The 23,522-nt window shown below is 45.0% G+C and carries 19 protein-coding genes and 1 pseudogene; 9 read left to right on the forward strand and 11 right to left on the reverse strand.

Translation table 11 applies throughout. From position 1 onward, the window contains the following. Window positions 1-62 precede the first annotated feature (62 nt). Window positions 63-1,991, forward strand: coding sequence for a hypothetical protein (locus HFV01_RS22180; RefSeq protein ID WP_193520392.1), 1,929 nt, complete (start codon window positions 63-65; stop codon window positions 1,989-1,991). Window positions 1,992-2,013: 22 nt separating this feature from the next. Here the strand turns inward: HFV01_RS22180 and HFV01_RS22185 are convergent, their stop codons facing one another. Together HFV01_RS22185 and HFV01_RS22190 are read right to left on the reverse strand one after the other, a co-directional pair. Continuing rightward, window positions 2,014-3,138, reverse strand: a complete 1,125-nt coding sequence (locus HFV01_RS22185) for an aldo/keto reductase (protein WP_193520393.1) — start codon at window positions 3,136-3,138, stop codon at window positions 2,014-2,016. A gap of 8 nt (window positions 3,139-3,146) precedes the next feature. After that, complete coding sequence (locus HFV01_RS22190; protein WP_006619830.1) at window positions 3,147-3,653, reverse strand: bifunctional nuclease family protein; 507 nt, start codon at window positions 3,651-3,653, stop codon at window positions 3,147-3,149. Window positions 3,654-3,964: 311 nt separating this feature from the next. Between HFV01_RS22190 and HFV01_RS22195 the strand changes: the two are divergent. Beyond that, a pseudogene (locus HFV01_RS22195) lies at window positions 3,965-4,673 on the forward strand (riboflavin synthase). A gap of 84 nt (window positions 4,674-4,757) precedes the next feature. Here the strand turns inward: HFV01_RS22195 and psaB are convergent. Both psaB and psaA read right to left on the reverse strand, forming a co-directional pair. Further along, window positions 4,758-6,983, reverse strand: a complete 2,226-nt coding sequence (gene psaB, locus HFV01_RS22200; protein ID WP_006621387.1) for a photosystem I core protein PsaB — start codon at window positions 6,981-6,983, stop codon at window positions 4,758-4,760. A gap of 80 nt (window positions 6,984-7,063) precedes the next feature. Further along, window positions 7,064-9,319 carry a photosystem I core protein PsaA gene (gene psaA / locus HFV01_RS22205; protein ID WP_006621388.1) on the reverse strand — a complete coding sequence of 752 codons (2,256 nt, stop codon included), beginning with the start codon at window positions 9,317-9,319 and terminating at the stop codon, window positions 7,064-7,066. 753 nt (window positions 9,320-10,072) lie between these two features. On the opposite strand from psaA, the gene HFV01_RS22210 reads away from it, so the two are divergent. Genes HFV01_RS22210 through HFV01_RS22220 form a run of 3 tightly spaced genes read left to right on the forward strand, consistent with a single transcriptional unit; the run spans window position 10,073 to window position 13,771 of the window. After that, window positions 10,073-11,200 (forward strand): RNA-guided endonuclease InsQ/TnpB family protein, encoded by a 1,128-nt coding sequence (locus HFV01_RS22210; RefSeq protein WP_193520394.1) that lies wholly within the window; start codon window positions 10,073-10,075, stop codon window positions 11,198-11,200. Window positions 11,201-11,259: 59 nt separating this feature from the next. Next, entirely contained in the window at window positions 11,260-12,828 is a 1,569-nt protein-coding gene (locus HFV01_RS22215) for a hypothetical protein (protein WP_193520395.1), read from the forward strand. Window positions 12,829-12,856: 28 nt separating this feature from the next. Next, complete coding sequence (locus tag HFV01_RS22220) at window positions 12,857-13,771, forward strand: alpha/beta fold hydrolase (protein WP_062945706.1); 915 nt, start codon at window positions 12,857-12,859, stop codon at window positions 13,769-13,771. Window positions 13,772-15,403: 1,632 nt separating this feature from the next. Here HFV01_RS22220 and egtB read toward each other — a convergent pair. From egtB to HFV01_RS22250, 6 genes are all read right to left on the reverse strand, one after another. Next, a complete protein-coding gene (egtB, locus tag HFV01_RS22225) occupies window positions 15,404-16,666 on the reverse strand; it encodes an ergothioneine biosynthesis protein EgtB (RefSeq protein WP_187758184.1) in 1,263 nt (420 codons plus the stop codon). After that, the gene (gene egtC, locus HFV01_RS22230; RefSeq protein WP_193520396.1) at window positions 16,611-17,429 is read right to left on the reverse strand and encodes an ergothioneine biosynthesis protein EgtC; all 819 of its coding nucleotides are present in this window, start codon (window positions 17,427-17,429) and stop codon (window positions 16,611-16,613) included. The genes egtB and egtC overlap by 56 nt, the downstream gene beginning before the upstream one ends. 189 nt (window positions 17,430-17,618) lie before the next feature. Next, on the reverse strand, window positions 17,619-18,746 hold the full coding sequence (locus HFV01_RS22235) for a cupin-like domain-containing protein (RefSeq protein WP_193520397.1): 1,128 nt from the start codon (window positions 18,744-18,746) through the stop codon (window positions 17,619-17,621). A gap of 60 nt (window positions 18,747-18,806) precedes the next feature. Continuing rightward, window positions 18,807-19,178 carry a hypothetical protein gene (locus HFV01_RS22240; RefSeq protein WP_235720192.1) on the reverse strand — a complete coding sequence of 124 codons (372 nt, stop codon included), beginning with the start codon at window positions 19,176-19,178 and terminating at the stop codon, window positions 18,807-18,809. 206 nt (window positions 19,179-19,384) lie between these two features. Beyond that, the gene (locus HFV01_RS22245) at window positions 19,385-19,735 is read right to left on the reverse strand and encodes an SH3 domain-containing protein (protein ID WP_006621395.1); all 351 of its coding nucleotides are present in this window, start codon (window positions 19,733-19,735) and stop codon (window positions 19,385-19,387) included. A gap of 96 nt (window positions 19,736-19,831) precedes the next feature. Beyond that, entirely contained in the window at window positions 19,832-20,662 is an 831-nt protein-coding gene (locus tag HFV01_RS22250) for an alpha/beta hydrolase (RefSeq protein ID WP_006621396.1), read from the reverse strand. Window positions 20,663-20,680: 18 nt separating this feature from the next. Here HFV01_RS22250 and gcvH point away from each other — a divergent pair, with 18 nt between their 5' ends. The 4 genes from gcvH to HFV01_RS22270 all read left to right on the forward strand — a co-directional run bounded on the left by gcvH (window position 20,681) and on the right by HFV01_RS22270 (window position 23,128). Then, on the forward strand, window positions 20,681-21,070 hold the full coding sequence (gene gcvH, locus HFV01_RS22255; protein WP_006621397.1) for a glycine cleavage system protein GcvH: 390 nt from the start codon (window positions 20,681-20,683) through the stop codon (window positions 21,068-21,070). A gap of 290 nt (window positions 21,071-21,360) precedes the next feature. Then, a complete protein-coding gene (locus HFV01_RS22260) occupies window positions 21,361-22,128 on the forward strand; it encodes an RNA polymerase sigma factor SigF (protein ID WP_006621399.1) in 768 nt (255 codons plus the stop codon). Window positions 22,129-22,307: 179 nt separating this feature from the next. Beyond that, window positions 22,308-22,628, forward strand: a complete 321-nt coding sequence (locus tag HFV01_RS22265; protein ID WP_006621400.1) for a type II toxin-antitoxin system HicA family toxin — start codon at window positions 22,308-22,310, stop codon at window positions 22,626-22,628. Between the two features lie 161 nt (window positions 22,629-22,789). Then, the gene (locus HFV01_RS22270) at window positions 22,790-23,128 is read left to right on the forward strand and encodes a type II toxin-antitoxin system HicB family antitoxin (RefSeq protein WP_006621401.1); all 339 of its coding nucleotides are present in this window, start codon (window positions 22,790-22,792) and stop codon (window positions 23,126-23,128) included. A gap of 103 nt (window positions 23,129-23,231) precedes the next feature. On the opposite strand, the gene pirA is transcribed toward HFV01_RS22270, so the two are convergent. Next, window positions 23,232-23,384: an arginine synthesis PII-interacting regulator PirA gene (pirA, locus tag HFV01_RS22275; protein WP_006669082.1), complete on the reverse strand. Its 153-nt coding sequence runs from the start codon at window positions 23,382-23,384 to the stop codon at window positions 23,232-23,234. Window positions 23,385-23,522 lie beyond the last annotated feature (138 nt).

The raw sequence follows: 23,522 nt of genomic DNA on the forward strand, positions 1-23,522 counted from the left end.
GGTATAATTTACTGATAGCATAGTTTGGGCATAGTCATCAATAACAAACAAGGAGATGGGGGTTGTTTGGTCGCCAACTGATTTCTTTTCTATCATTATCTGGGTTCCGACCAAAATCTGATCTCGACAGAAAGGTTTGGCGATCGCATTTTCGGCTATTCATTGATAGGGCGATCGCTATCTTAATTCTCGCCAACCTCAGCTTAGTAGTTTTTGACTTTATCTACCTCAAAAACCGCCATTTATATATACGCATCGATGATTATCGCCAACAAATATCTAACACTCCCCAAAGGCAATATTTACAACTCGTAGATAATCTCCAGATCATCCTAGAACAGGAAGGCTTAAACTCTCCCCAAGTTGACCCTATCTTATCCGAAATTAGACAATCTAGCATCGAAATTCTCATAAAACAACCACCATTTCGGGTTCAAGACTCCCACGGAACTTTAGCAGTTATTAATAACCGACTCCGGGAACATCTCAACACCGATGACCTAGAAACAGCCATCAATACCTTTTGGAGTCGAGCATATTTCACTGATAATGGTTGGGAAAATTCCCTGAGATTTTTTAATATCAATTTACGACATCTATTTACACTATATGAACCCCAATTAAGCTATGATATAATTAAGGGAGTCGAAGCCTATCGACCCTCCCAAAGCTATCTGATGATTGTAGCAGACCTGAAAGCCATCTTAGAATATGAGGGTTTAGAATCCCCTCAAGTTGAACCCTTATTACAGCAGCTTCAGCAACTCAGCACTGAGATGATAGACCGCAGTTATATCCCCCAAATTGACAACACTTTAGGGTTAATCACTCATATCAAATATAGGATGGTCGAACATATCCACAGTGGCGATCCATCCACGACTAATCACTTAACACCCACCTTAAAATTTTTGTATTCAATGAGGGTATTAAGTATCCTCGCACCCGAAGTTATTTGGGTAGATCAGTCCTCAAGAGAAGCCTTGAGAACCTTCTGGAGTCTTGATAACTTCAGCCAAAAAGGATGGGAAACAGAACTAGATTTTTTTGACAGTCAAATAGCTAGTTTAATGCGTCAGATGTATTTCCGCCACCTGGGAATAAATGGCGAATTTATCGACCGTTTTTGGCTAGTTGATTTCCCTTGGGTAATCGTTTTTTGGCTGATTTTTCTCGTGGAACTCTCCTTTATTCGTCGTCGCCATCCCCAACTAGGGTTATGGCCATGTATTAGGATGATCTGGTATGACCTATTTTTACTGATTGGGGTTATTCGCCTAATTCGGATAATTCCAGTTATCATTCACTTAGAAAGAGCCAAATTACCTAATATGGCTACACTGAGGGCTCAAATTAAACTCAAAGTTATTGCTAGTTTTGGGAATGAATTAATCCAGGTAGTAGTTAACCAAAGCATTAGCCAACTCAAAGCAACTGTCAGCAGCGGAAAACTGCGAAAAATGATTTTTAAATCTCAACAAAAATCGATGAGTATCACCAAGCCAGAGAGTCCGAGTCAAGTCAAAGTAATTAGCCAACAATTATTAAAAGTTACTGCTTGTCATGTTTTACCAGAAATTCAACAGGACTTAGAAGCCTATCTTCATTATCAGGTCAGTCAGTCTGTTAAACAATCAGGAATTTATCGCCGTTTACAGAAAATTCCGGTGATTCGGAAACTTCCTGAACAGGTGAGTGATAATCTGGTCAAACGCATCGCCGCCATTATCTCCCAGCAGCCACTAAAATCCTATTATGCCTCACAAAATAAACAACCAGATCCCATCGCGCAAGAATTGCAACAGCGATTAGTTAACCGTTTTTTAGATGTGTTACGTTCCGAACTCAAAAATAATGAGACTATCCAAGAAGTAGAATATATTTTAATTGACTTTTTAGACCAAGCCAAAATCAATAACGTTGAATCCGCACCACCGGACCCCGACACTCCGGCGCTAAAACCGGCGAACTTCCCAGATGAATTTGACTAAAATCAGATGTTTGCAATATTACCTAAGATTCCCACAAACGTCGCCCTTTAGATCCTCCCAGTCGTTGGTGAGTGTCTCGCAACAGACGGGGAATATCTAAATTTTCAGGACAGCGGGGTAAACAGTCGCCGCAGTCGGTACATCGATCGCCTCTACGTCCAGGAAACCAATGTCCGGCATTCTCAAACATACCATAGCGATACTTACCAAATTCCGTCATATTGTAGGCGATCGCCAAATTTCGCAATCTCAGGACTTCCGGGATATTAATCAGTTCAGGACATGGTAAACATTCATAACACTGTTTACAGGTATCGGTTGCTAATGTTTCCTCTAAGGCGGTTTCCAGAGCCATGAGGGCGCTTTGTTCCGACTCCGTGAGGGATTCTACAGAATCCGCTACTTGCAGCGGTAAATCCAATTCTTGCGGGTTAGCGGCTCCTAAACTGAGGGTAGTAATGCGGCGATCGCTCAATAGGAATCGATAATTCAAGTGCAGGGGTGAAAATGGATCGCATAGCTGAGTTAACTTAGCTGGGGGGGTGTAGAGTCTTCCCCCTTTATCGGCTGGGGAAATAATGAAAATCCCCATATCCTTTTGAGATGCTAGGGTGATGGCGGGAGCATGGCGCTGGAAAAAATAGTAATAATGGAGATTGACAAACTCAAAGCGATCGCTATTAATGGCTTCCAGAATCACCTCAACCGGAGCATGGGTCGAGAACCCCAGATGTCTGACCCGTCCATCTGCAATGGCTCTGTCAATACCCACAATACCAGCGATCGCCTCCGTGAGATGTTCGGGGGTATTAATACCATGAATCGCCAAACCATCGAGATAGTCAAGATTCAGCCTAGTTAGGGAATCATCGATCGCCTTTTCTAAAGCATCAGGATCAGACATGGGTGGGATCTTGGTAGTAATATAAAGCTGCGATCGCTCCACAGGTAGACCACCCAGCCAACTCGCTCCCAGATACTCCTCACTTTTGCCATAACCTTTGGCAGTCTCTATATGGTTAATTCCCATAGAAACTGCCCTTTCTATGGTTTGGTGGGCATTTTCCGGGGATGCTAAATAGCGCATCGTCCCCAGGGAAAATACTGATAGGGATAAATTGGTTTTACCAAAGCGTCGATAACGCATGATTTTAGTTATTGAGCTTCGTCTTTGCGAAAATCGGCTCGTCTAATCAACTCTTCTGGACTCAGGTTAGCGACAAAATCGCGAAAGGCGCGTCTTTCGGCTTCGTCAGCATCACGATCAACAGGGATAGAAGCATCAGCGATGACTTCTTCCATGACCCAGATGGGGCTATCGGTACGCAGTGCAATGGAAATAGCATCAGAAGGACGCGCATCAATTTCTTTACGATTCTCCCCTTGACGTACAATCAAGACAGCATAAAATGTATTGTCTTGGAGGGAGTGAATCACAATCCGCTCTAAAACCATATCCCAGGTTTCCATGAGATTGACAAATAAATCATGGGTTAGGGGTCGGGGGGGTTGATGGTTTTCCAAAGCGCCGATTATCGATTTAGCCTGATCCTGACCGATAAAAATAGGTAAGGCTCGTCGCTCAGACGCATCTCTGAGTAAAACAATAGGGCTGCGTGTGGTAGCGTCTAGTGCAATTCCGGCGACTTTCATTTCAATCATCGGTTCAGCCTCGATAAAATACGATAGACAAACAACAAGTGGTTAGACCCGCCAGTAAGAATCCAGCAATTCCAGTATGCCTTGATTTTTACCCGAATTGACGACAATTGCTCCGAAATTGTGGACAGCCCGGATGTGAATATGGTCAAACAATGCCGCATAATTAACTGGTGTTAGCCTAAAAATCTAGGTGTAATGGGGATTCTAGCTTACCGGGAAGGTAATCGCTAGGGGTTTTGGTGGTCATGGGAATTACCACCTCGGTGATTGGTTTTGTTTGTTTAACGTTCACTTGATACGGGAAAAAAGTTATGTTTACCGGATTAATTCAGGCCTTGGGGACGATTGAGAGTTTGGGGCGATCGCGTTTTCAGATCGATTGTCAGGTGGGTGCAATTGATCTGATTTTGGGGGATTTGGCGATCGGTGATAGTGTCGCGGTTAATGGGGTTTGTCTAACAGTGGTGGAAATTATGCCCCGTGGCTTGGTGGCGGAGGCTTCCCCGGAAACTTTGGGTCGGACTACTTTGGGTAGTAATTTAAATGGTTATGTGAATTTGGAGGCTTCCCTGCGTGCGGGAAGTAAGTTGGGAGGACATTTTGTTACGGGTCATGTTGATGCGATCGCCACTCTCGAGGCAGGCGGTGTCTGTGGGGAATTCCTGGGAAATGCGTTTTGTTCCCCCCAGTGATGCTGGTCTGTGGAATCAACAGATTGCTCCCTATTTGGTTGCTAAGGGTAGTATTGCTGTTAATGGGGTGAGTCTGACTATTTCCGAATGCGATCGTCATAGTCGTTGGTTTGCAGTCGCTGTTATCCCTCACACCTACCAAAATACTAATCTTTGCACCTTGGAAACTGGTAGTTTAGTCAACTTGGAAGCCGATATTTTGGGTAAATATGTCGCCAAACTTCTCAGTATAAATTCCACCGATTCCCTGAATATTTATCATCAGCAATCTCTCACAGCCACCCCAGAAATTACCCCAGAATTTCTCAGCGAACATGGTTTTAATTAGTCCATCAATTAATTATTAGTCAAAAAAAAGCCCCCCACCAATGGTGGAGGACTTGCAACTAATTACCTAACATTAGGGTTCAGTTTAACCGAACTTACCAGCAGTTGAGGCAATTAGGAAGGCTGCATAGGTGAGGATATAGCCAACCGTGAAGTGAGCTAAACCAACAACGCGAGCTTGAATGATGGACAGAGCCACTGGCTTATCTTTCCAGCGAACCAGGTTCGCCAAAGGAGTGCGCTCATGAGCCCAAACAATGGTCTCGATGAGTTCTTGCCAGTAACCACGCCAGGAAATCAGGAACATGAAACCAGTTGCCCAAACCAAGTGTCCGAACAGGAACATCCAGGCCCAAACAGAGAGGTTGTTAGTTCCGAAGGGGTTGTAACCATTGATTAACTGGGAAGAGTTCAACCACAGATAATCGCGGAACCATCCCATCAAGTAGGTAGAAGATTCGTTGAACTGAGCAACGTTACCTTGCCAGATACCCAGGTGCTTCCAGTGCCAGTAGAAGGTTAACCAGCCCAGGGTGTTGAGCATCCAGAACATAGCTAGGTAGAAGGAATCCCAAGCGGAGATGTCGCAAGTACCGCCACGGCCGGGGCCATCACAAGGGAAGGCATAGCCGAAGTCTTTTTTGTCGGGCATCAGCTTGGAACCACGAGCATCCAACGCACCTTTGACCAGAATCAGGGTGGTGGTGTGCAGACCGAGAGCGATCGCATGGTGAACCAAGAAATCGCCAGGGCCGATGGTTAGGAACAGAGAGTTAGTGCCGGAGTTGATGGCATCCAGCCAGCCAGGCAACCAAACGTTACCGTAGTTAGGCCAAGCAGTGGTGGCAATGCTTTCAGGATTGGAAAGCAGCACATCCATTGCATAAACCGCTTTACCATGAGCAGCCTGAATGAACTGAGCGAACACAGGCTCAATCAGGATTTGCTTTTCAGGAGTACCGAAGGCGACCACAACATCGTTATGGACATAAATGCCTAAGGTGTGGAATCCGAGGAACAGAGACACCCAGCTCAGGTGAGAGATGATTGCCTCTTTGTGATCCAAAACGCGAGCTAAAACGTTACCTTTGTTTTGCTCAGGATCATAGTCACGAACCAGGAAGATAGCGCCGTGAGCAAAAGCACCGACCATTAAGAAGCCAGCAATGTACTGATGGTGCGTGTAAAGAGCAGCCATCGTGGTGTAGTCCTTAGCAATGAAAGCATAAGGAGGAATGGAGTACATATGCTGGGCAACCAGGGAGGTGATTACACCCAGACAAGCCAAGTGCCATCCTAACTGGAAGTGGAGAGAGTTGTTATAGGTCTCATAAATGCCTTGGTGAGGCATATTAAAAGGACCTTCGAGACGACGACCAAAGAAGTCTTTGGCATCGCACATTTCTTTGATGCTGTGACCGATTCCGAAGTTAGTCCGGTACATATGACCCGCAATGATGAAAATCACTGCGATCGCCAGATGGTGGTGAGCCATATCGGTCAGCCACAGGGACTCGGTTTGGGGATGAAATCCACCTAAGAAAGTCAGAATTGCAGTCCCTGCACCTTCAGAAGTACCGAACACATGACGAACGGTGTCAGGATTCTGAGCGTAAACTCCCCAGTTACCAGTAAAGAAGGGAGCCAAACCCGCCGGGTGAGGCAGAGTGCTCAAGAAGTTATCCCAACCCACGTGCTGTCCGCGAGATTCGGGGATAGCGACGTGAACCAAGTGACCAGTCCAAGCCAAGGAACTAACACCGAACAGACCTGCCAAGTGGTGGTTCAAACGAGATTCAGCGTTTTTGAACCAGGACAGACTGGGGCGGTACTTGGGTTGCAGGTGCAACCAACCAGCAAACAGGAACACTGCAGCCAGTAAAAGCAGGAAGATAGAACCTTGGTAGAGGTCTCCATTGGTCCGCATCCCGATGGTGTACCACCAGTGGTAAACACCAGAGTATGCGATATCAACCGGGTTAGAAGCGCCAGCTTGGGTAAATGCGTCAACAGCGGGTTGCCCAAATTGGGGGTCCCAAATGGCGTGAGCGATGGGACGTACATTTAAGGGATCTTTGATCCACTGTTCAAAATTGCCTTGCCAAGCGACGTGGAACAGGCTGCCAGAAGTCCAGAGAAAAATGATGGCGATGTGTCCAAAGTGAGAGGCAAAAATCTTTTGGTAAAGATTCTCCTCGGTCATTCCATCATGAGTCTCAAAATCATGGGCTGTGGCAATCCCGTACCAAATCCGACGAGTGGTCGGATCTTGAGCCAAATCCTGGCTAAATTTTGGGAATTTCGTTGCCATAAGTCCTAACTAAATGGTGTTCTCATTAAGTCCGCCCTGGGAAATCGAGGTAGTTACCCCGATTCCCGAGCGAAGAACCCTCATCCTACGGAGATGATGCGGGCGAGGAAGAATGCCCAGGTGGTGACAATTCCCCCCAGAAGGTAGTGAGCTACTCCCACCGCACGACCCTGAATGATGCTCAGAGCGCGAGGTTGGATGGCTGGAGCCACTTTGAGCTTGTTGTGTGCCCAAACAATAGACTCGATTAGTTCTTGCCAGTAGCCACGGCCACTGAACAGGAACATCAGGCTGAAAGCCCAGACAAAGTGAGCCGCCAAGAACATCAAGCCGTAGGCTGAAAGGGCTGACCCATAGGAGTTGATTACCTGAGAGGCTTGCGCCCACAAGAAATCACGCAACCATCCATTAATGGTAATAGCACTTTGGGCAAAATTGCCATTGGTAATGTGACTAATCGTGCCGTCAGAGGCGACGGTTCCCCAAACGTCAGACTGCATCTTCCAACTGAAGTGGAAAATCACAATTGACAGGGAGTTATACATCCAGAACAAGCCAAGGAATACATGGTCCCAACCAGATACTTGGCAGGTGCCGCCACGACCAGGGCCGTCGCAGGGGAAGCGGAATCCCAACTCGCTTTTATCGGGAATTAGGCGAGAACTGCGGGAGTACAGAACACCTTTGAGCAGAATTAAAACGGTCACGTGAATGGTGAACGCATGGATGTGGTGAACCATGAAGTCCGCCGTACCCAATGCGATCGGCATCATTGCGACCTTGCCACCCACAGCAATTACATCACCGCCAAAGGCAGGACTAACGCTGGCGAGTGCATTGGGGGCTGTATTGCCCGGTGCTAGGGTGTGCAGGTTTTGCACCCACTGAGCAAAGATAGGTTGCAGTTGAATTCCTGTGTCAGAGAACATATCTTGGGGACGACCAAAGGCACGCATGGTGTCGTTATGGACGTACAGCCCAAAGCTATGGAAGCCCAGGAAGATACAAACCCAGTTTAGATGAGAGATGATGGCATCCCGATGACGGATTACCCGGTCTAGCAAGTTGTTAACATTCTTAGCCGGATCGTAATCCCGCACCATAAAGATGGCAGCGTGAGCACCAGCACCCACAATACAGAATGCTCCAATCCACATATGGTGAGTGAACAGAGACAGTTGAGTGGGGTAGTCTGTTGCGATATAGGGATAGGGAGGCATGGCATACATGTGGTGAGCCACAATGATGCTCAAGGAACCCAACATCGCTAAGTTAATAGCTAGTTGAGCGTGCCAAGAAGTTGTCAGAATTTCATAGAGCCCTTTGTGACCTTCTCCAGTGAAGGGGCCTTTGTGAGCTTCTAATAATTCCTTCATGCTATGGCCAATACCCCAGTTCGTCCGGTACATATGACCGGCAATGATGAATAGAACTGCTAGAGCTAGGTGGTGGTGAGCTGTATCGGACAGCCACAAACCGCCAGTCTGAGGATTTAAACCACCCTTAAAGGTTAGGAAGTCTGCGTAAACTCCCCAATTTAAAGTGAAGAATGGGGTTAGTCCTTGCTTAAAGCTGGGATACAGTTCCGCCATCAAGCTGGAGTTCAGAATGAACTCATGGGGCAAGGGGATGTCTTTAGGAGCCACCCCGGCATCTAGCAGCTTGTTAATTGGCAAAGACACATGAATTTGGTGTCCAGCCCAACCCAAGCAGCCTAAGCCCAATAGTCCAGCTAGGTGATGGTTCATCATCGACTCCACATTCTGGAACCATTCCAGTTTGGGAGCACGTTTATGGTAGTGGAACCAACCAGCGAACAGCATTAGACCCGCCATCACCAATGCACCGATCGCTGTGCAGTAGAGTTGGAACTCGTTGGTGATACCGGAAGCTCGCCATAATTGGAACAATCCAGAAGTGATCTGGATGCCCTGGAAGCCACCACCTACATCGGCATTCAAAATTTCTTGGCCAAAGATGGGCCATACAACTTGTGCGCTCGGTTTAATCCCTGTTGGGTTTGTTAACCAAGCCTCGTAGTTGGAAAACTTCGCGCCGTGGAAATATGCACCACTCAGCCAAATGAAGATTACTGCCAGATGGCCGAAGTGAGCGCTAAAGATTTTGCGCGAAATATCTTCTAAATCGCTGGTATGACTATCGAAGTCGTGAGCGTCGGCGTGCAGGTTCCAAATCCAGGTTGTCGTACTTGGACCTTTGGCAAGATCGCGGCGAAAATGACCGGGTTTTCCCCACCTTTCAAAAGAGGTAGGAGTTGGGTCTTTGTCTACCGTGACCTTGGCTTTTACCTCCCGCTCTGGAGGACTGATGGTCATTTAGACTCTCCTCTCCGTATCACAAATAACAAAATATTGTTGCAGATTCTGAAACGGGATTTTTAAGCCCCTTCATCATCCTTCACAAAAGTTTAGAGTGTTCTTAACCTTTGTTGGGGGCAACAACAAACCCTTAGTTTTGCCTTGGGCATTTAAAGGCATATTATAACGACAACTGTAGCTGCTGTCTACAACAGTTTTTGATTCTGCCGTCAGCTGCTGCTGTCTGTAAATTGTATATCATCTTTCCGAGTCACATGGGGGAGTCGGTAACAATAATTAAGAATTCCTAAAACCCCTATAAAATCTTGGATTTAGCCCATATCAGCCGAAAAACTCTGTAAAGATCTGCATTGAACCGTTACAAAACTTAAAATTTGCTGCCATCAACTACTTTTATATACAGTTGGTAGCGGGACCAGTCGCTGGATCATGGCAGCTCCTGGACATAGATAAAAATGTTAAGGATAATCAGCATTTTATCAATATGTGTTTGACATATATATTAAGGATCGGATCTGTTTTGGGCTATAGTTGCATACAATACGGTTTCTTTGCACGATTTGGGTTTTAGGAGCCAGAATTTAATCCAAGATTTGCTTGACATCTTATGACAATAAGGTACAATACCCCAAAAGATTCGCAACTCAATAATGAATATACGATAATGAATATACGGTCAAACCCCAGACCATGCCAAATTTCCCTGACGACATACTCATTAAGTCGGATTCTTCATGGTAAAATCCAATCATGCCTTACAAAGCTTTCCGGACAAAACTAAAACTCAATGACCGTCATCGCACCTTGATGGCCAAACACGCGGGTTATGCTCGGTTCGTGTTTAATTGGGGATTACACTTATGGAGGTCAGCTTATGAAGAGGGACTCAAGCCTAACGTCAACTCCATCAAAAAGGTTTTTACGAATTATGTAAAACCTCAATATCCTTGGATGTCTGAATTGTCTTCTAAAGTTTATCAATATGCCTTCATTAATCTAGGGGATGCCTTTAAGCGCTTCTTCAAGGGAATAAGCAGTTATCCTAAATTTAAGAAGAAAGGCCACCATGATAGTTTTACGCTTGACAATTCCGGAAAGCCATTCAATCTGTCAGGAACTCGCCATAAGCTGCCTTTTGTGGGCTGGGTTTCTACATTTGAGGCTCTACCCGAAAGTTGGGTTAAGAAAGTCACTATAACGCGCCAAGCAGGTGACTGGTATATGAGCTTTTTCGTAGAAATCACGCCAGAAATTACACCTAAATATCGAGAGAGAATCGGGGTTGACCTAGGAATTAACAATTGGGCGACTTGCTCCGATGGGACCCAATTCTCTAATCCCAAGGCTTATAAAGCAGCCACCCAAAAACTAGCTCGATTACAACGTCATTTAAGTCGCAAAGTCAAAGGCTCGAAAAATTGGGCCAAATGTCTCTTAAAAGTTCAAAAGCTACATCAAAGAGTAGCAAACATTCGGCGGGACACCATTCATAAAATAACTACTTTCTTGGCTAAGAACCACAGCCAAGTAGTCATTGAAGATTTGAATGTGTCAGGTATGCTGAAAAATCATTGTTTGGCGGGTTCTATCGCTGATGCTTCATTTTATGAGTTCCGTCGTCAACTAGGTTACAAGGCAGAACGTTATGGTTCAAAGTTGATTATTGCGGATAGATTTTATCCATCCAGTCAACTGTGTTCTAATTGCGGTTATCGTCAAAAAATGCCCCTAGTCCGTCGGACTTTTGAATGTCCAAACTGTGGCCTGAAGATTGATAGAGATTTGAACGCCAGTATAAATTTAGAAAAATCGCCTGGTTCAGACGATTACACTTGTGGACGGGGTGCTGCCGACAGTCCCGGACGAAGCAAGAAATAAACATCAAGATCCGGCTATGTCCCGTTTTGTTTAAGTTTTATAGAGCAGTTTATTTAATTGTGTCTGTGAACAAGTTCTGGTGGACTCCCATCAAAAAACTGCTGACTATTTTACTCGTCGCAGTAATCACGTTTCATATGACTGGGTGTGGTGACTCTGAAGCCACCGATCCATCAATTACCCAGACTCCATCATCAGCGAAAACTGTTAAGCAGAGTATTTCGGAAGTATCACCCCCAGATATCATTCAAAAATTACACCCAGCCCTCGATCGCTATCAACCTCAAGTCCAAATTCTTAGTCCTCAACCCGACCAATTGCTAGAGGATAATAATGTCACAGTCCAACTACAAGTTTTGGACTTCCCCACCTTCCGAGACGAAAAACTAGGTGATGGTCCCCACTTACATTTAATTATTGACAACGACAGCGATCGCGATATTTACAATCCCACGGAACCGATTATCCTATCAGACCTCAAACCAGGAACCCATACCCTGCGAGTTTTTGCGGTCTATCCCTGGGGCGAAAGTTTCAAAAATGATGGTTCAAGTGCGATCGCCACATTTCACATTTACACCAAAACCCCCAATAACAACCCAGATCCCAACCTTCCCTTACTTACCTATAACCGTCCCCAAGGAACCTATGGTGCTGAACCCATTTTGCTGGACTTCTATTTAGACAACGCCCCCCTACATTTAATCGCCCAGGAAGATCCAGAAGATGAAATCATCGATTGGCGTATCCGCGTCACCGTCAACGGCGAAAGTTTTATTATCGATCGCTGGGAACCCATATATTTAAAAGGATTCCAACCCGGTAAAAACTGGGTACAACTGGAATTTTTAGGCGAACTCGGAGAACCCCTTAATAACGTCTACAACAACACCGCGAGAGTTCTCACCTACGACCCCAAAAACCAAGATACTCTATCTAAACTGATTCGCGGTCAATTATCCCTATCCCAAGCTAGAAGTTTAGTTGATGCGAACTATACCAGTCCAACTTTAGCCCCCTCTCCTGAAATTGAGGAAATATCAGAACCTGAACCTATAGTTGAGGAACAGGAAGTCTCAGAACCCGAACCTATAGTTGAGGAAGAGGAAGTCTCAGAACCCGAACCTATAGTTGAGGAACAGGAAGAGGAAATATCAGAACCTGAACCTATAGTTGAGGAACAGGAAGAGGAAATATCAGAACCTGAACCTGTAGTTGAGGAAGAGGAAGTCTCAGAACCTGAACCTATAGTTGAGGAAGAGGAAGTCTCAGAACCTGAACCTGTAGTTGAGGAAGAGGAAGTCTCAGAACCTGAACCTGTAGCCCCAAGGGAACCTTTACCCCCAGAAAATCCCACATCAGAAAGTTCCGAACCAGTAGCCGGAAACCAATTACAGAAACTTGGGCAAAACTTGGAACTACCCAAATCTTCCAATAACGACTCGGAAACGCCAATTTTAGAGAAAATTAAAAACTTTTTCAGCAGCTTTGAGATTCCCGGATTAACTAAAATAGAAACGAAACCGGGGACTCCAGCCGCCTTACCTAAAATTGTGCGAGACCAACCAGAAACTGAAACCAGGGAAGCACCTGTAACCGAGAGCGAATCAAGCGATCGCTTCAAGTAAACCGCCGCCATAAACATCACTTACTATCATGATTATGAGTAATTCCCAACCGACTCAAAAACCCATAGAATACTACCAATGGCGTGGGTATCAATGCGCCTATGAATTTCATCCCTCATCTTCCGAAAAATCCGCAGATATTCCCCTACTATTAATCCATCCTATTGGAGTAGGATTATCTCGGCGTTTTTGGTATAGATTTTGTGATAAATGGCAGGGATATAATAACCCCATATATAGCCCAGACCTGCTGGGGTGTGGGGAAAGTGATAAACCAGCAGTAGCTTATCAAACCACAGACTGGGCGGAACAACTACAGTGTTTAATTGAAACAGTAATCAAGCAGCCAGTGATTTTAGTAGCACAGGGTGCTTTATTACCAGTGGCGATCGCCCTCAGTAAAACATACCCAGAAAGTGTGCGGGGAATAGTGTTATCAGGTCCCCCAGCTTGGCGAGTCATGACCGAGGCTTCATCACCCACTAAACAGCGTCTATTGTGGAACCTATTTTTTGATACCCCAGCTGGGCGACTCTTTTGGAATTATGCTTGTCGGGAACAGTTTTTACAGTCTTTTTCAATTAAACAATTATTTGCTGAAGCCAAAGATGTTGATCGCGAATGGTTAGACCTGTTAGCAATAGGTTCAAAAGACCCCAAAAGTCGCTATGCAGTCTTTTCATTTTTAGCAGGATTTTGGCGACAAGACTATACCCAAGACATGGCAAATTTGACTCAGCCGACCCTGGTGGTGTTTGGCGAAAAAGCCTCTAGTATTAGTCGCAGTGGGAAGTCAGAAACAGTAGATAATCGTGGGCAATTCTACGAAAAAGGATGGAAAAAATCCAAGTCTATAGTAATTCCGGGTCGTAATGTTTTACCATACGAAAAAACCGAAAGTTTTGTCAAAGTTACCCATGATTTTGTCAATAATATAAATTAATTCATCCACCCCTATAAGTTGGGGGCGGGTTTATTTAGACCGCCATTAATCACCACAATTCACGATGGTTGGGGGCGGGTTTATTTAGACCGCCATTAATCACCACAATTCACGATGGTTGGGGGCGGGTTTATTTAGACCGCCATTAATCACCACAATTCACGATGGTTGGGGGCGGGTTTATTTAGACCGTCGTTGAATACCAAATTGACGGCGGAACCCGCCCCTACATTGCCATTATACATGGTTGGGGGCGGGTTTATTTAGACCGCCATTAATCACCACAATTCACGATGGTTGGGGGCGGGTTTATTTAGACCTTCGTTGAATACCAAATTGACGGCGGAACCCGCCCCTACATTGCCATTATACATGGTTGGGGGCGGGTTTATTTAGACCGCCATTAATCACCACAATTCACGATGGTTGGGGGCGGGTTTATTTAGACCTTCGTTGAATACCAAATTGACGGCGGAACCCGCCCCTACATTGCCATTATACATGGTTGGGGGCGGGTTTATTTAGACCGCCATTAATCACCACAATTCACGATGGTTGGGGGCGGGTTTATTTAGACCTTCGTTGAATACCAAATTGACGGCGGAACCCGCCCCTACATTGCCATTATACATGGTTGGGGGCGGGTTTATTTAGACCGCCATTAATCACCACAATTCACGATGGTTGGGGGCGGGTTTATTTAGACCTTCGTTGAATACCAAATTGACGGCGGAACCCGCCCCTACATTGCCATTATACATGGTTGGGGGCGGGTTTATTTAGACCGTCATTAATCACCACAATTCACGATGGTTGGGGGCGGGTTTATTTAGACCGTCGTTGAATACCAAATTGACGGCGGAACCCGCCCCTACATTGCCATTATACATGGTTGGGGCGGGTTTATTTAGACCGTCATTAATCACCACAATTCACGATGGTTGGGGGCGGGTTTATTTAGACCGTCGTTGAATACCAAATTGACGGCGGAACCCGCCCCTACATTGCCATTATACATGGTTGGGGCGGGTTTATTTAGACCGTCATTAATCACCACAATTCACGATGGTTGGGGGCGGGTTTATTTAGACCGTCGTTGAATACCAAATTGACGGCGGAACCCGCCCCTACATTGCCATTATACATGGTTGGGGGCGGGTTTATTTAGACCGTCATTAATCACCACAATTCACGATGGTTGGGGGCGGGTTTATTTAGACCTTCGTTGAATACCAAATTGACGGCGGAACCCGCCCCTACATTGCCATTATACATGGTTGGGGGCGGGTTTATTTAGACCGCCATTAATCACCACAATTCACGATGGTTGGGGGCGGGTTTATTTAGACCTTCGTTGAATACCAAATTGACGGCGGAACCCGCCCCTACATTGCCATTATACATGGTTGGGGGCGGGTTTATTTAGACCGCCATTAATCACCACAATTCACGATGGTTGGGGGCGGGTTTATTTAGACCTTCGTTGAATACCAAATTGACGGCGGAACCCGCCCCTACATTGCCATTATACATGGTTGGGGGCGGGTTTATTTAGACCGCCATTAATCACCCAATTGACGGCGGAACCCGCCCCTACCCAATTATTAATTATTAATTATTAATTATTAATTATCAATTATTGCTTCTGGCGCAACGAAACCCGGCAAAAATTTCGCGGACATGGGGATAATACCAATTGCGAAAACTGCAACGCATAGCCCAGGGACGAGTTATCCAACTACCACCGCGCAAAACTTTATGTTGGTTATCAAAATAAGTTTCGGAATAACCACGATAGGGATAAAACTCAAATCCTTCATAACCCATAAAATTACTGCTAGTCCACTCCCACACATTACCCAATAAATCATAAACTCCAGCGGCGCTAACTCCTGAAGAATACCTATCCACGGGGGTAGTTAGGGGTTGATTAGTAATATTTTTTCCCAGGGAGTTACAGTTACAATTTTCGGGTGTAGGGGGTTCTTCACCCCAAGGATAAGTGCGTTTTTTTCCAGCTTCCCTATCCCAACTAGCGGCTTTTTCCCACTCGGCTTCTGTGGGAAGTCTCTTCCCGACAAAATTACAATAGGCTTCGGCTTCATACCAACTCACACCACAAACGGGGTGATTATCTAAACTGGGGTTATCAGTCCAATAAAGAGGTTGTTGGTAATGGTTATGTTTAAGCCACTCCCAACCATCATTAGACCACCATTTAGCTTTATGATAGCCTCCCGCCTCGATAAATTGGCGATATTGACCGCAGGTGACGGGGTAAGTATCAATCCAATATTGATCTAAATAACAACTATGAAGGCGGCGTTCATTATCCATTGCGTCAATGGCTTGATTTCCCATGGTCAACTCTCCGGCGGGTATTTCGACCTCGGAAACTGACAACATAGGAACATCAGAAAATAGGGAAAAATTGCTGTTTTGTACCTCAAATCTATATAATTGTAGGACTATGGCGATGGTTTCTCCGTGTTGCGATTCATGTTGGACAATAAACCGCCATAGCCTTTCCTGTGTTTCTATCGGTGCGGTTTCTAAGTATTTGATAACTTGGGTTCTCACCAAGGATAAATACTCTAAAATAAACTCTAGGGAAGGAAGCTGAACTCGTTGATTTTTGGGGAGACCATCAGCGGTGAAAAGTTGCCTATATTCTGGATATAATGGTTGATGGCCGGCACATTCTTCTAATAGCCAATAGGCTTCGGTAAAGGCTATATGCCCTAAATGCCAACCTACAGGGCTAAAGTCTGGGTGAGGCTGGGCACAGAGGGTTTCTCGATCAATTCTTTCAATGAGTTTTAAGGTGCCGAGACGGCATTCATGCAGGGCGTGATAAATGGTCTGTTTGAGTGAGGGGGTGGATATGGATATCACAATCTTCTCCGACGCTAATTATACTTTGTTCTGGGCAAAGATGCCACTTTCCTGGAAATAAAGGTTCCGAAGCAATGATAACTGATTCTGGGAAGTTGGGATGATTCTTTAACCAGTAAAGACTGGGAGGAATACCTGCTACAGCATAGCGGGAAGCTACGATTTGCTTTCCATCACAAATAATCATATTAGCCAGAACTCGCACCTGCATTGTATGGGCGATTTTGTTAATGGTATATAATGTTTGTTCTAAGGCGGATATTATGCCAGCTATTCCTTGACTTTGTAGGCTATCTTTAAACAGGGCAAATAAATGCTCTGAGTCGGTGTTTCCTTCTATGGAACGATAGCTTGTATCTGTGAGGCGATCGCGAATGGGTTTATATAGAGTTTCTCGGAAATCCTGAATATAACCATTATGGATAAACATCAGTTTTCCTGACTGGAAAGGTTGACAGTTATTCAAGTTGACGGCTTGACCAGGAGTGGCGCTGCGAACATAAGCTAAAATTCGCCCTGACTCAATATAGCGACTGAGAGGAGTTAAGTTTAAATCACTCCAAATTGGCTGAATATTACGATATCGATAGGGTTCGGTGTCGGCGGTGGGATGATACCAACCAATCCCAAAACCATCGGCATTTAGCAAGGCTTCCCGCATTTCCTTGGGTTGGTAACTTTGCACAATTAAGGAATGTTCAGGCTTGCACAAAATTTGTTCAAGTTGAATCGGAGATCCGATATAGCCCAGTAAACGACACATAGTTAATAATTCAAGGATAACCAGTAAAAATCACACTAGAGACAGGTCATGCTGTCATCTTTCATTGCTCACTAATTAGACTGATTAACAGTCTGATTAATGCTCTCCCATACCACGATAAAACTCAGCCATCTGATTATAGCATGATTCTACATCACCAGTCAAGTATACCATTCTAATTGTCATTGTCTATCGCTTGACTTGTGGATATTTCCATTCGTATGTATTGGGGAACACAAAGTTGGTCATAGAAACGGAGATACTGGGTTCTAAAGACCGAACATGATGCCACCAACCCACGGGAATAAAAATTGCCTCTCCGGGTTCTAAAATAAATTCAATGGGGATCACATTTTGAAATAATGGATATTTCTGATAGTCAGGATTTTCTAAATCTACTTCGCTGAAAACCCCTATATGGTTATACAAAAACGGTGTTTGATAGGGAGGAATAATTCTGATTAATTTACGACCAGAAACTTGCGCTAATAATAAATTAACTGGGTCGTGATGCAAGGGGGTAACAGTTCCGGCTGGTCCATACCAGAAGAAGATACAACCTGATGTTTGTGTCGGGTCTAAATACTCTGTGAATATTTCCAGGTCATTTAACAATCCTTTAAGTTCAGGACGGTCTAAGTTTCTATTATTAGCGACCATATAGTAGTCGTTGGTTTGTTTACCGGAAACAACCCAATCAATATAATCAGCAAATCGCACAGTTTTTTGATGGCGCTGTAGGTTGATTTCATAGTCGGGGTCGGCTTCTCTTCCTGCTTGAATTTCGACCATGGCTTGTCCATAATTCTGTTTAAGATATTCTGGAGTCCATAATTCTAATGCCCGCCAGTTTTTGATAATATCAGTTAAAATTAAGGGGGTATTTCGGGAATAGTAACTCTCCAAAAATTCCGACCGAGATACCCAGGGTTTGCGATCAATGCTTGGAGATGCTTCTGAAAGAGACGCTAATTGACTCTGAATGGTCAGCATTGACTCGACTTTTTGCAAGAGTTGCACAAACTGCTTTCCGGCTTGTAAATATGGGTGATTGGTGGCTTGGTTAACTGCCTCTAAAGCTAGTTTTACGTCGATGCCTTGTTCTACCATTTTCTCGACTAAAACATGATCGGGAAATTCCAGGAGTTTATTGACGGCTATCCACTGTTGCCAATGGTCAGATAATTTGGGTAATGGGGGTTGATTATTGACGGGAAGAGGCTGTTGATGCAGCCACTCTAAGCTAACTTTTTGGTCGGCGTGTATGGTGATATTAAGGGGAGGTAAGGTAATTTGTTTAATTTCCGGTTGATTCATCACTTTATATGGAGTTGCAAGGGTGGAATTTATCTATCAATTTTGTCGGGATTTTTAGGATTAATTATTAGTGGTATCAAATCGCCAAAATTGACGACTACTCCACAGAAAAGCTATGCCAAAGCTGAGGTTAAGCAAACCAATCATGGCGTTTCCCCACCCTATTAATTTCATGGTGAAACCGATCGCGATCGCCATGGACAGAATAGCTAAGGTAATCCATCCAAATCGTGCTAAAATAGGATGGAGCGTATCGGTTTGAGGTTCTCTGATCCAGTCAACTAGGCGATCGAACAGGACTTGACCCGTAAATAATCCGATAGTCAGGGAAACCATCGCCCATAAAGCGTGCCATTCATCTAAGAATAGCAGATAGGGCAGGTGAAACCATAGAATTGCACCGATCGCTAATAAACCCATACCTGCGACCATCCAAATGATACCAGCTATCCACGCTGGTGGGATTATTGGAGATGAGGGATTTTCCATAGTTTAGATCTATTTCCAAAGCCAGACCGACCCAGACAGCCAGTAAGACACAGCCAGCCTGGGAAGTTGTGATCAATTATAGATTAAGGTAACTATTCAGGCGGGCAACCATAAATAGTTGCCCTTACCTGTTAGGGATTATCTGGAAACTAGCATTTTAGGTAATTTTCCCAAACATATCCTTCCATGACAGGGGTATAGATATAAACCCACTTACCATCAGGCGATCGTTCCCACACTTCCACCTCAACACCATCCGGGAGACTGCCAATAATTCTACCACGAGGGGTAGCCCGAACATTCAGGGGAGTATCAGTCGGATCAGCGACAATACAGACGCGGGCGATTGACCTCTGATCTGCTTGTGTCTGGCTACTGCTTTCATCCCGATACCTTTGCCAAATCGACTCTCTGGCTACCGCCACACTATGGCTAATAGTCAGCAGAGAAACAACCCCTAAAAATAATAATCCTATTCCAATCCGCCGCCATTTACTCATGGTTCAACACTCCTTCTGTAGGTTAATGAAGCGGTAAATGCACCTGGAAAAGGATTCAAAACTGAACATCTGAATTATAAATCAAATCTCCCCAAATTAATCATCTGATTTTTTGGATAACATTTCGGCAAATTTGAGCAAGGTTGACCCATAGCGATCGCCAGCGACCTCCAGCAAATCATTATGACCAGCCCCCTCAACCCAGAGAGACATTCTCGGGCCGTCAAAACCATAATAAAGCCTCTGTCCGTGGTCAAAGGGAATCACCCGATCGCGATCGCCATGTATAATCAAAACCGGAACCTCGACATTTTGAAGATTAGCCAAATTGGGGAAACGGTCAAAAGGAAAAATAGGAATCCGCGTTACCACCCGGAATGTACTAATAAAACCACTTTCAATCACCAACCCCCCCACTAATTCCCGCGCCGCCAGGTGGGTTGAGGGACCACTACCGACCGATCGCCCGTAGACAATAATACGCTCAGGGGGAACCTGTAAAACTTGGGTAAGATGGTAATAAGCGGCTTCTATGGCTTGATAAGCGCCCGCCACCGAGGGTGTGGCGCCACTAAGCCCATAACCGGGATAGTCATAGGCGAATACAGAAAAACCGATATCCCGTAGATTTTCCAGGCGAGACCGAATATCCCCCAAATCTTCAGCATTACCGTGGCTGTAGAGAATGGTATACTTAGCGGTGGGATTGGGAAGATACAAAGCAGCAATGGGTACTCCGTCAGCGGTCGTCAGGAAAGTGAGATCCTGGGTTTTCTCATAACTGGGGGGACGAGGCAAAAAAATCAGGCGATCGCTTTTAAAATATGCCCAAACACCCACTATTATATAAATCGCCAAGATTGAAGTAACTATCCGGCGCAGAGAAAAGTCTCCAATAACCCATTTTTTGATTTTGGCATTATTCATAGATGATGAGGACCATAAATGACCATGGAATTTCCCGACGACCTCAAATATTTAGATAGCCACGAGTATGTGCGTCTTGATGGCGAAATTGCTACCATTGGTATTAGCGCCTTCGCCGTTGACCAATTAGGTGATATTGTGTTCTTAGAATTGCCCGATGTCAATGATGCCTTAGAGAAAGGCGAAACCTTTGGTAATGTGGAATCGGTCAAAGCCGTTGAGGAACTCAAGGCTCCCGTTAGTGGTACAGTTGTGGAACGTAATGATGCGATCGTAGAAGCACCGGAAGAATTAGCCGATGACCCCTATGGAGAAGGCTGGCTGCTGAAAGTCCGCATAGGCGATGAATCAGACCTTGATGATGCCCTATCTGCTGATGAATATAGGGCCTTAGTCGAAGGGGAATGAATCTGCCAAAAACCTACCTACCTAGTCTAAGACTGCGGGGCAGAACTTGCAATTTTTCCCATTTGGATTTAGACTGCCCTATCAAATAGAACATTAGCATGAGTTTTCATTGTCTATGCTGTGGCTATGGCGATCGCCTTTGCGTAAGTCATGCCAGATCAATCCCTAGGATTTGGTTTCTGAAAACTGCGACATTGAAAACGGTTTTCGCTTGCCATTTAGTTCTAACTGGGTTATAATCAATACAGCCCAACCTATACCCCTGCTTTAACCTAATTCAGGATCTCGCCATGCAGACCACAGTTAGTAACCAACTCAAATCTGAAAGCCTGGAGTTGCTGCGCGAGTACCAGCACTCCCCGTCTAACAGTGTCCGTAATCAACTTGTCCAAATCAACATTGGATTGGTCCGTAAAGAAGTCCACCACTGGCTCAACCAATGTACGGAAAGCTATGATGATTTGTTACAGGTGGGCTGTATTGGCTTGATTAGAGCCATAGAAAGGTTTGATATGTCTAAAGGTCATGCCTTTAGCTCCTTTGCTATTCCCTACATTCGCGGGGAAATTCAGCACTATTTGCGTGATAAGAGTCCCTCCGTCCGAGTTCCCCGTCAGTGGCTAACTCTACTGCGTAAAGCCACCCCATGTATTCAAGATTTACAAGTCAAGTTGGGACGCAAGCCGACCGATGCGGAAATAGCCTCAGCCCTAGAAATTTCTGTAGAGGAATGGAACCAGGTTAAACTTGCTTCCCAAAATAGATCTCTGTTGAGTTTAGACGCCCCCATTCAGGACGAAGAAGAAGGATCAACCAGCCTTGGTGATTTAGTTCCAGATACTCGTTACCGCAGTTTCCAACTAGCCCAAGAAGATCAAATTCGTCTCCAGCAAGCACTGGGACATTTAGAAGACGGGACTCGCAAAGTTTTAGAGTTTGTGTTTCTCTATGACCTCACCCAAAAAGAAACAGCGGAAAAATTGGGAATTAGTGCGGTTACAGTCTCTCGGCGAGTTAAACGGGGTTTAAGCCTGCTCAAAACCATGATGAATGGCTGATCCGATTCTGTATAGGTAGCCTGCATAGGTAGCCCCAAATAATTCACAAAAGCCCGATCCATTGCGTACCGGGCTTTTTTCGTCAATGGGGAATGGTGGTTTTGCGGTTTTCTCAGCGTACCCCTTGACAACTGATATCAGTTAATGATATCAATTAACTGTTATCAACATCGGTGATAATGCAGACACTTCCTCCAAAGACTAATCAATATCGAGAACTCCAAGTGGTAGGTGGGTTAAATGGGAAACATCGTCGCACTTTTAAGGCAATTTACACAAACCCGGTTCGGTCAGATATTGTCTGGACTGATGTTGAAAGTCTGTTTATAGCGCTGGGCGCGATCGCCCGCGAAGGGAGAGGATCTCGGGTACGGGTGGCCTTGAACGGTGTCAAAGCTGTTTTTCACGAACCACACCCGGAAAAAGAGATGGGTAAGGGTGCTGTTAAAAGCGTCCGGGAATTTTTAGAAAACGCGGGAGTTGCCCCCATGTCTGACTAAGATATCTATTAGAAAGGGGGTAACGAGCAATGTTACCCCTACCCAAAGTGACTCCAAAATATACTAACCAGTCCAGCCATTGCCGGATCGTGCCACAGAATTCTACAGATTATCCTAGAAACTTAATTTTACCATTTAGACGGTCAAGAACTGAGGGAAATATGCTGACATATAAGGGTTACAGTGGTCAAATTGAAGTTGATATAGAAAACGGCATCCTGTTTGGTCGCGTCTTGGATATTAGGGATACGATTACTTTTCAGGGAAAAACTGTTGAGGAAGCGAGTCAAGCCTTTCGTGACTCGGTTGATGATTATCTGGAGTTTTGCGAAGAGTTAGGGGAAAAACCTGATAAGCCTTTCTCTGGAAAATTGCCGTTTCGGACGACACCGGATCTACACCGAAAAATTTTTCTGGCGGCGGCTTCGGCGGGAAAAAGCATTAATGCTTGGATGGAAGAGGTTATAAAAGATGCAGCTAATCGTACTTTCCAGAACTAATGGAAGTTTTTGATCAGATAGCGGAAACCCTCTCCCGGCTCTCTCCCAGAGTGAGAGGGGGCCAGAGAGGGATTTTGATGATCCATTCAGGGGTTCAAGGTTGCTACATTTGGCGCATTTCAGCTTCAAGCATTCGGACTAAATTTTCATCTCCCTTGGCTCTAGCTACCTCAAGTCTATATTCCAGACGTTTTTGGATGTTAGCGCGATGGGTTTGGGATAGCTGGTTGACTTCTTTTCTAAAATCTTTGTTCATGATAAGCGGTTTTGATGTCAAGTTTATGGTTTAATCCTGCCTCCTCTATTATTATATCTCTATTCAACGGAGAATCAGCGATCGCCTCCCGAAAAATTTAATGTTTCGTAACCTAGGACACAGTTTTTGAACTGGCAA

The sequence above is a fragment of the Limnospira fusiformis SAG 85.79 genome, assembly GCF_012516315.1.
Taxonomy (GTDB): domain Bacteria; phylum Cyanobacteriota; class Cyanobacteriia; order Cyanobacteriales; family Microcoleaceae; genus Limnospira; species Limnospira fusiformis.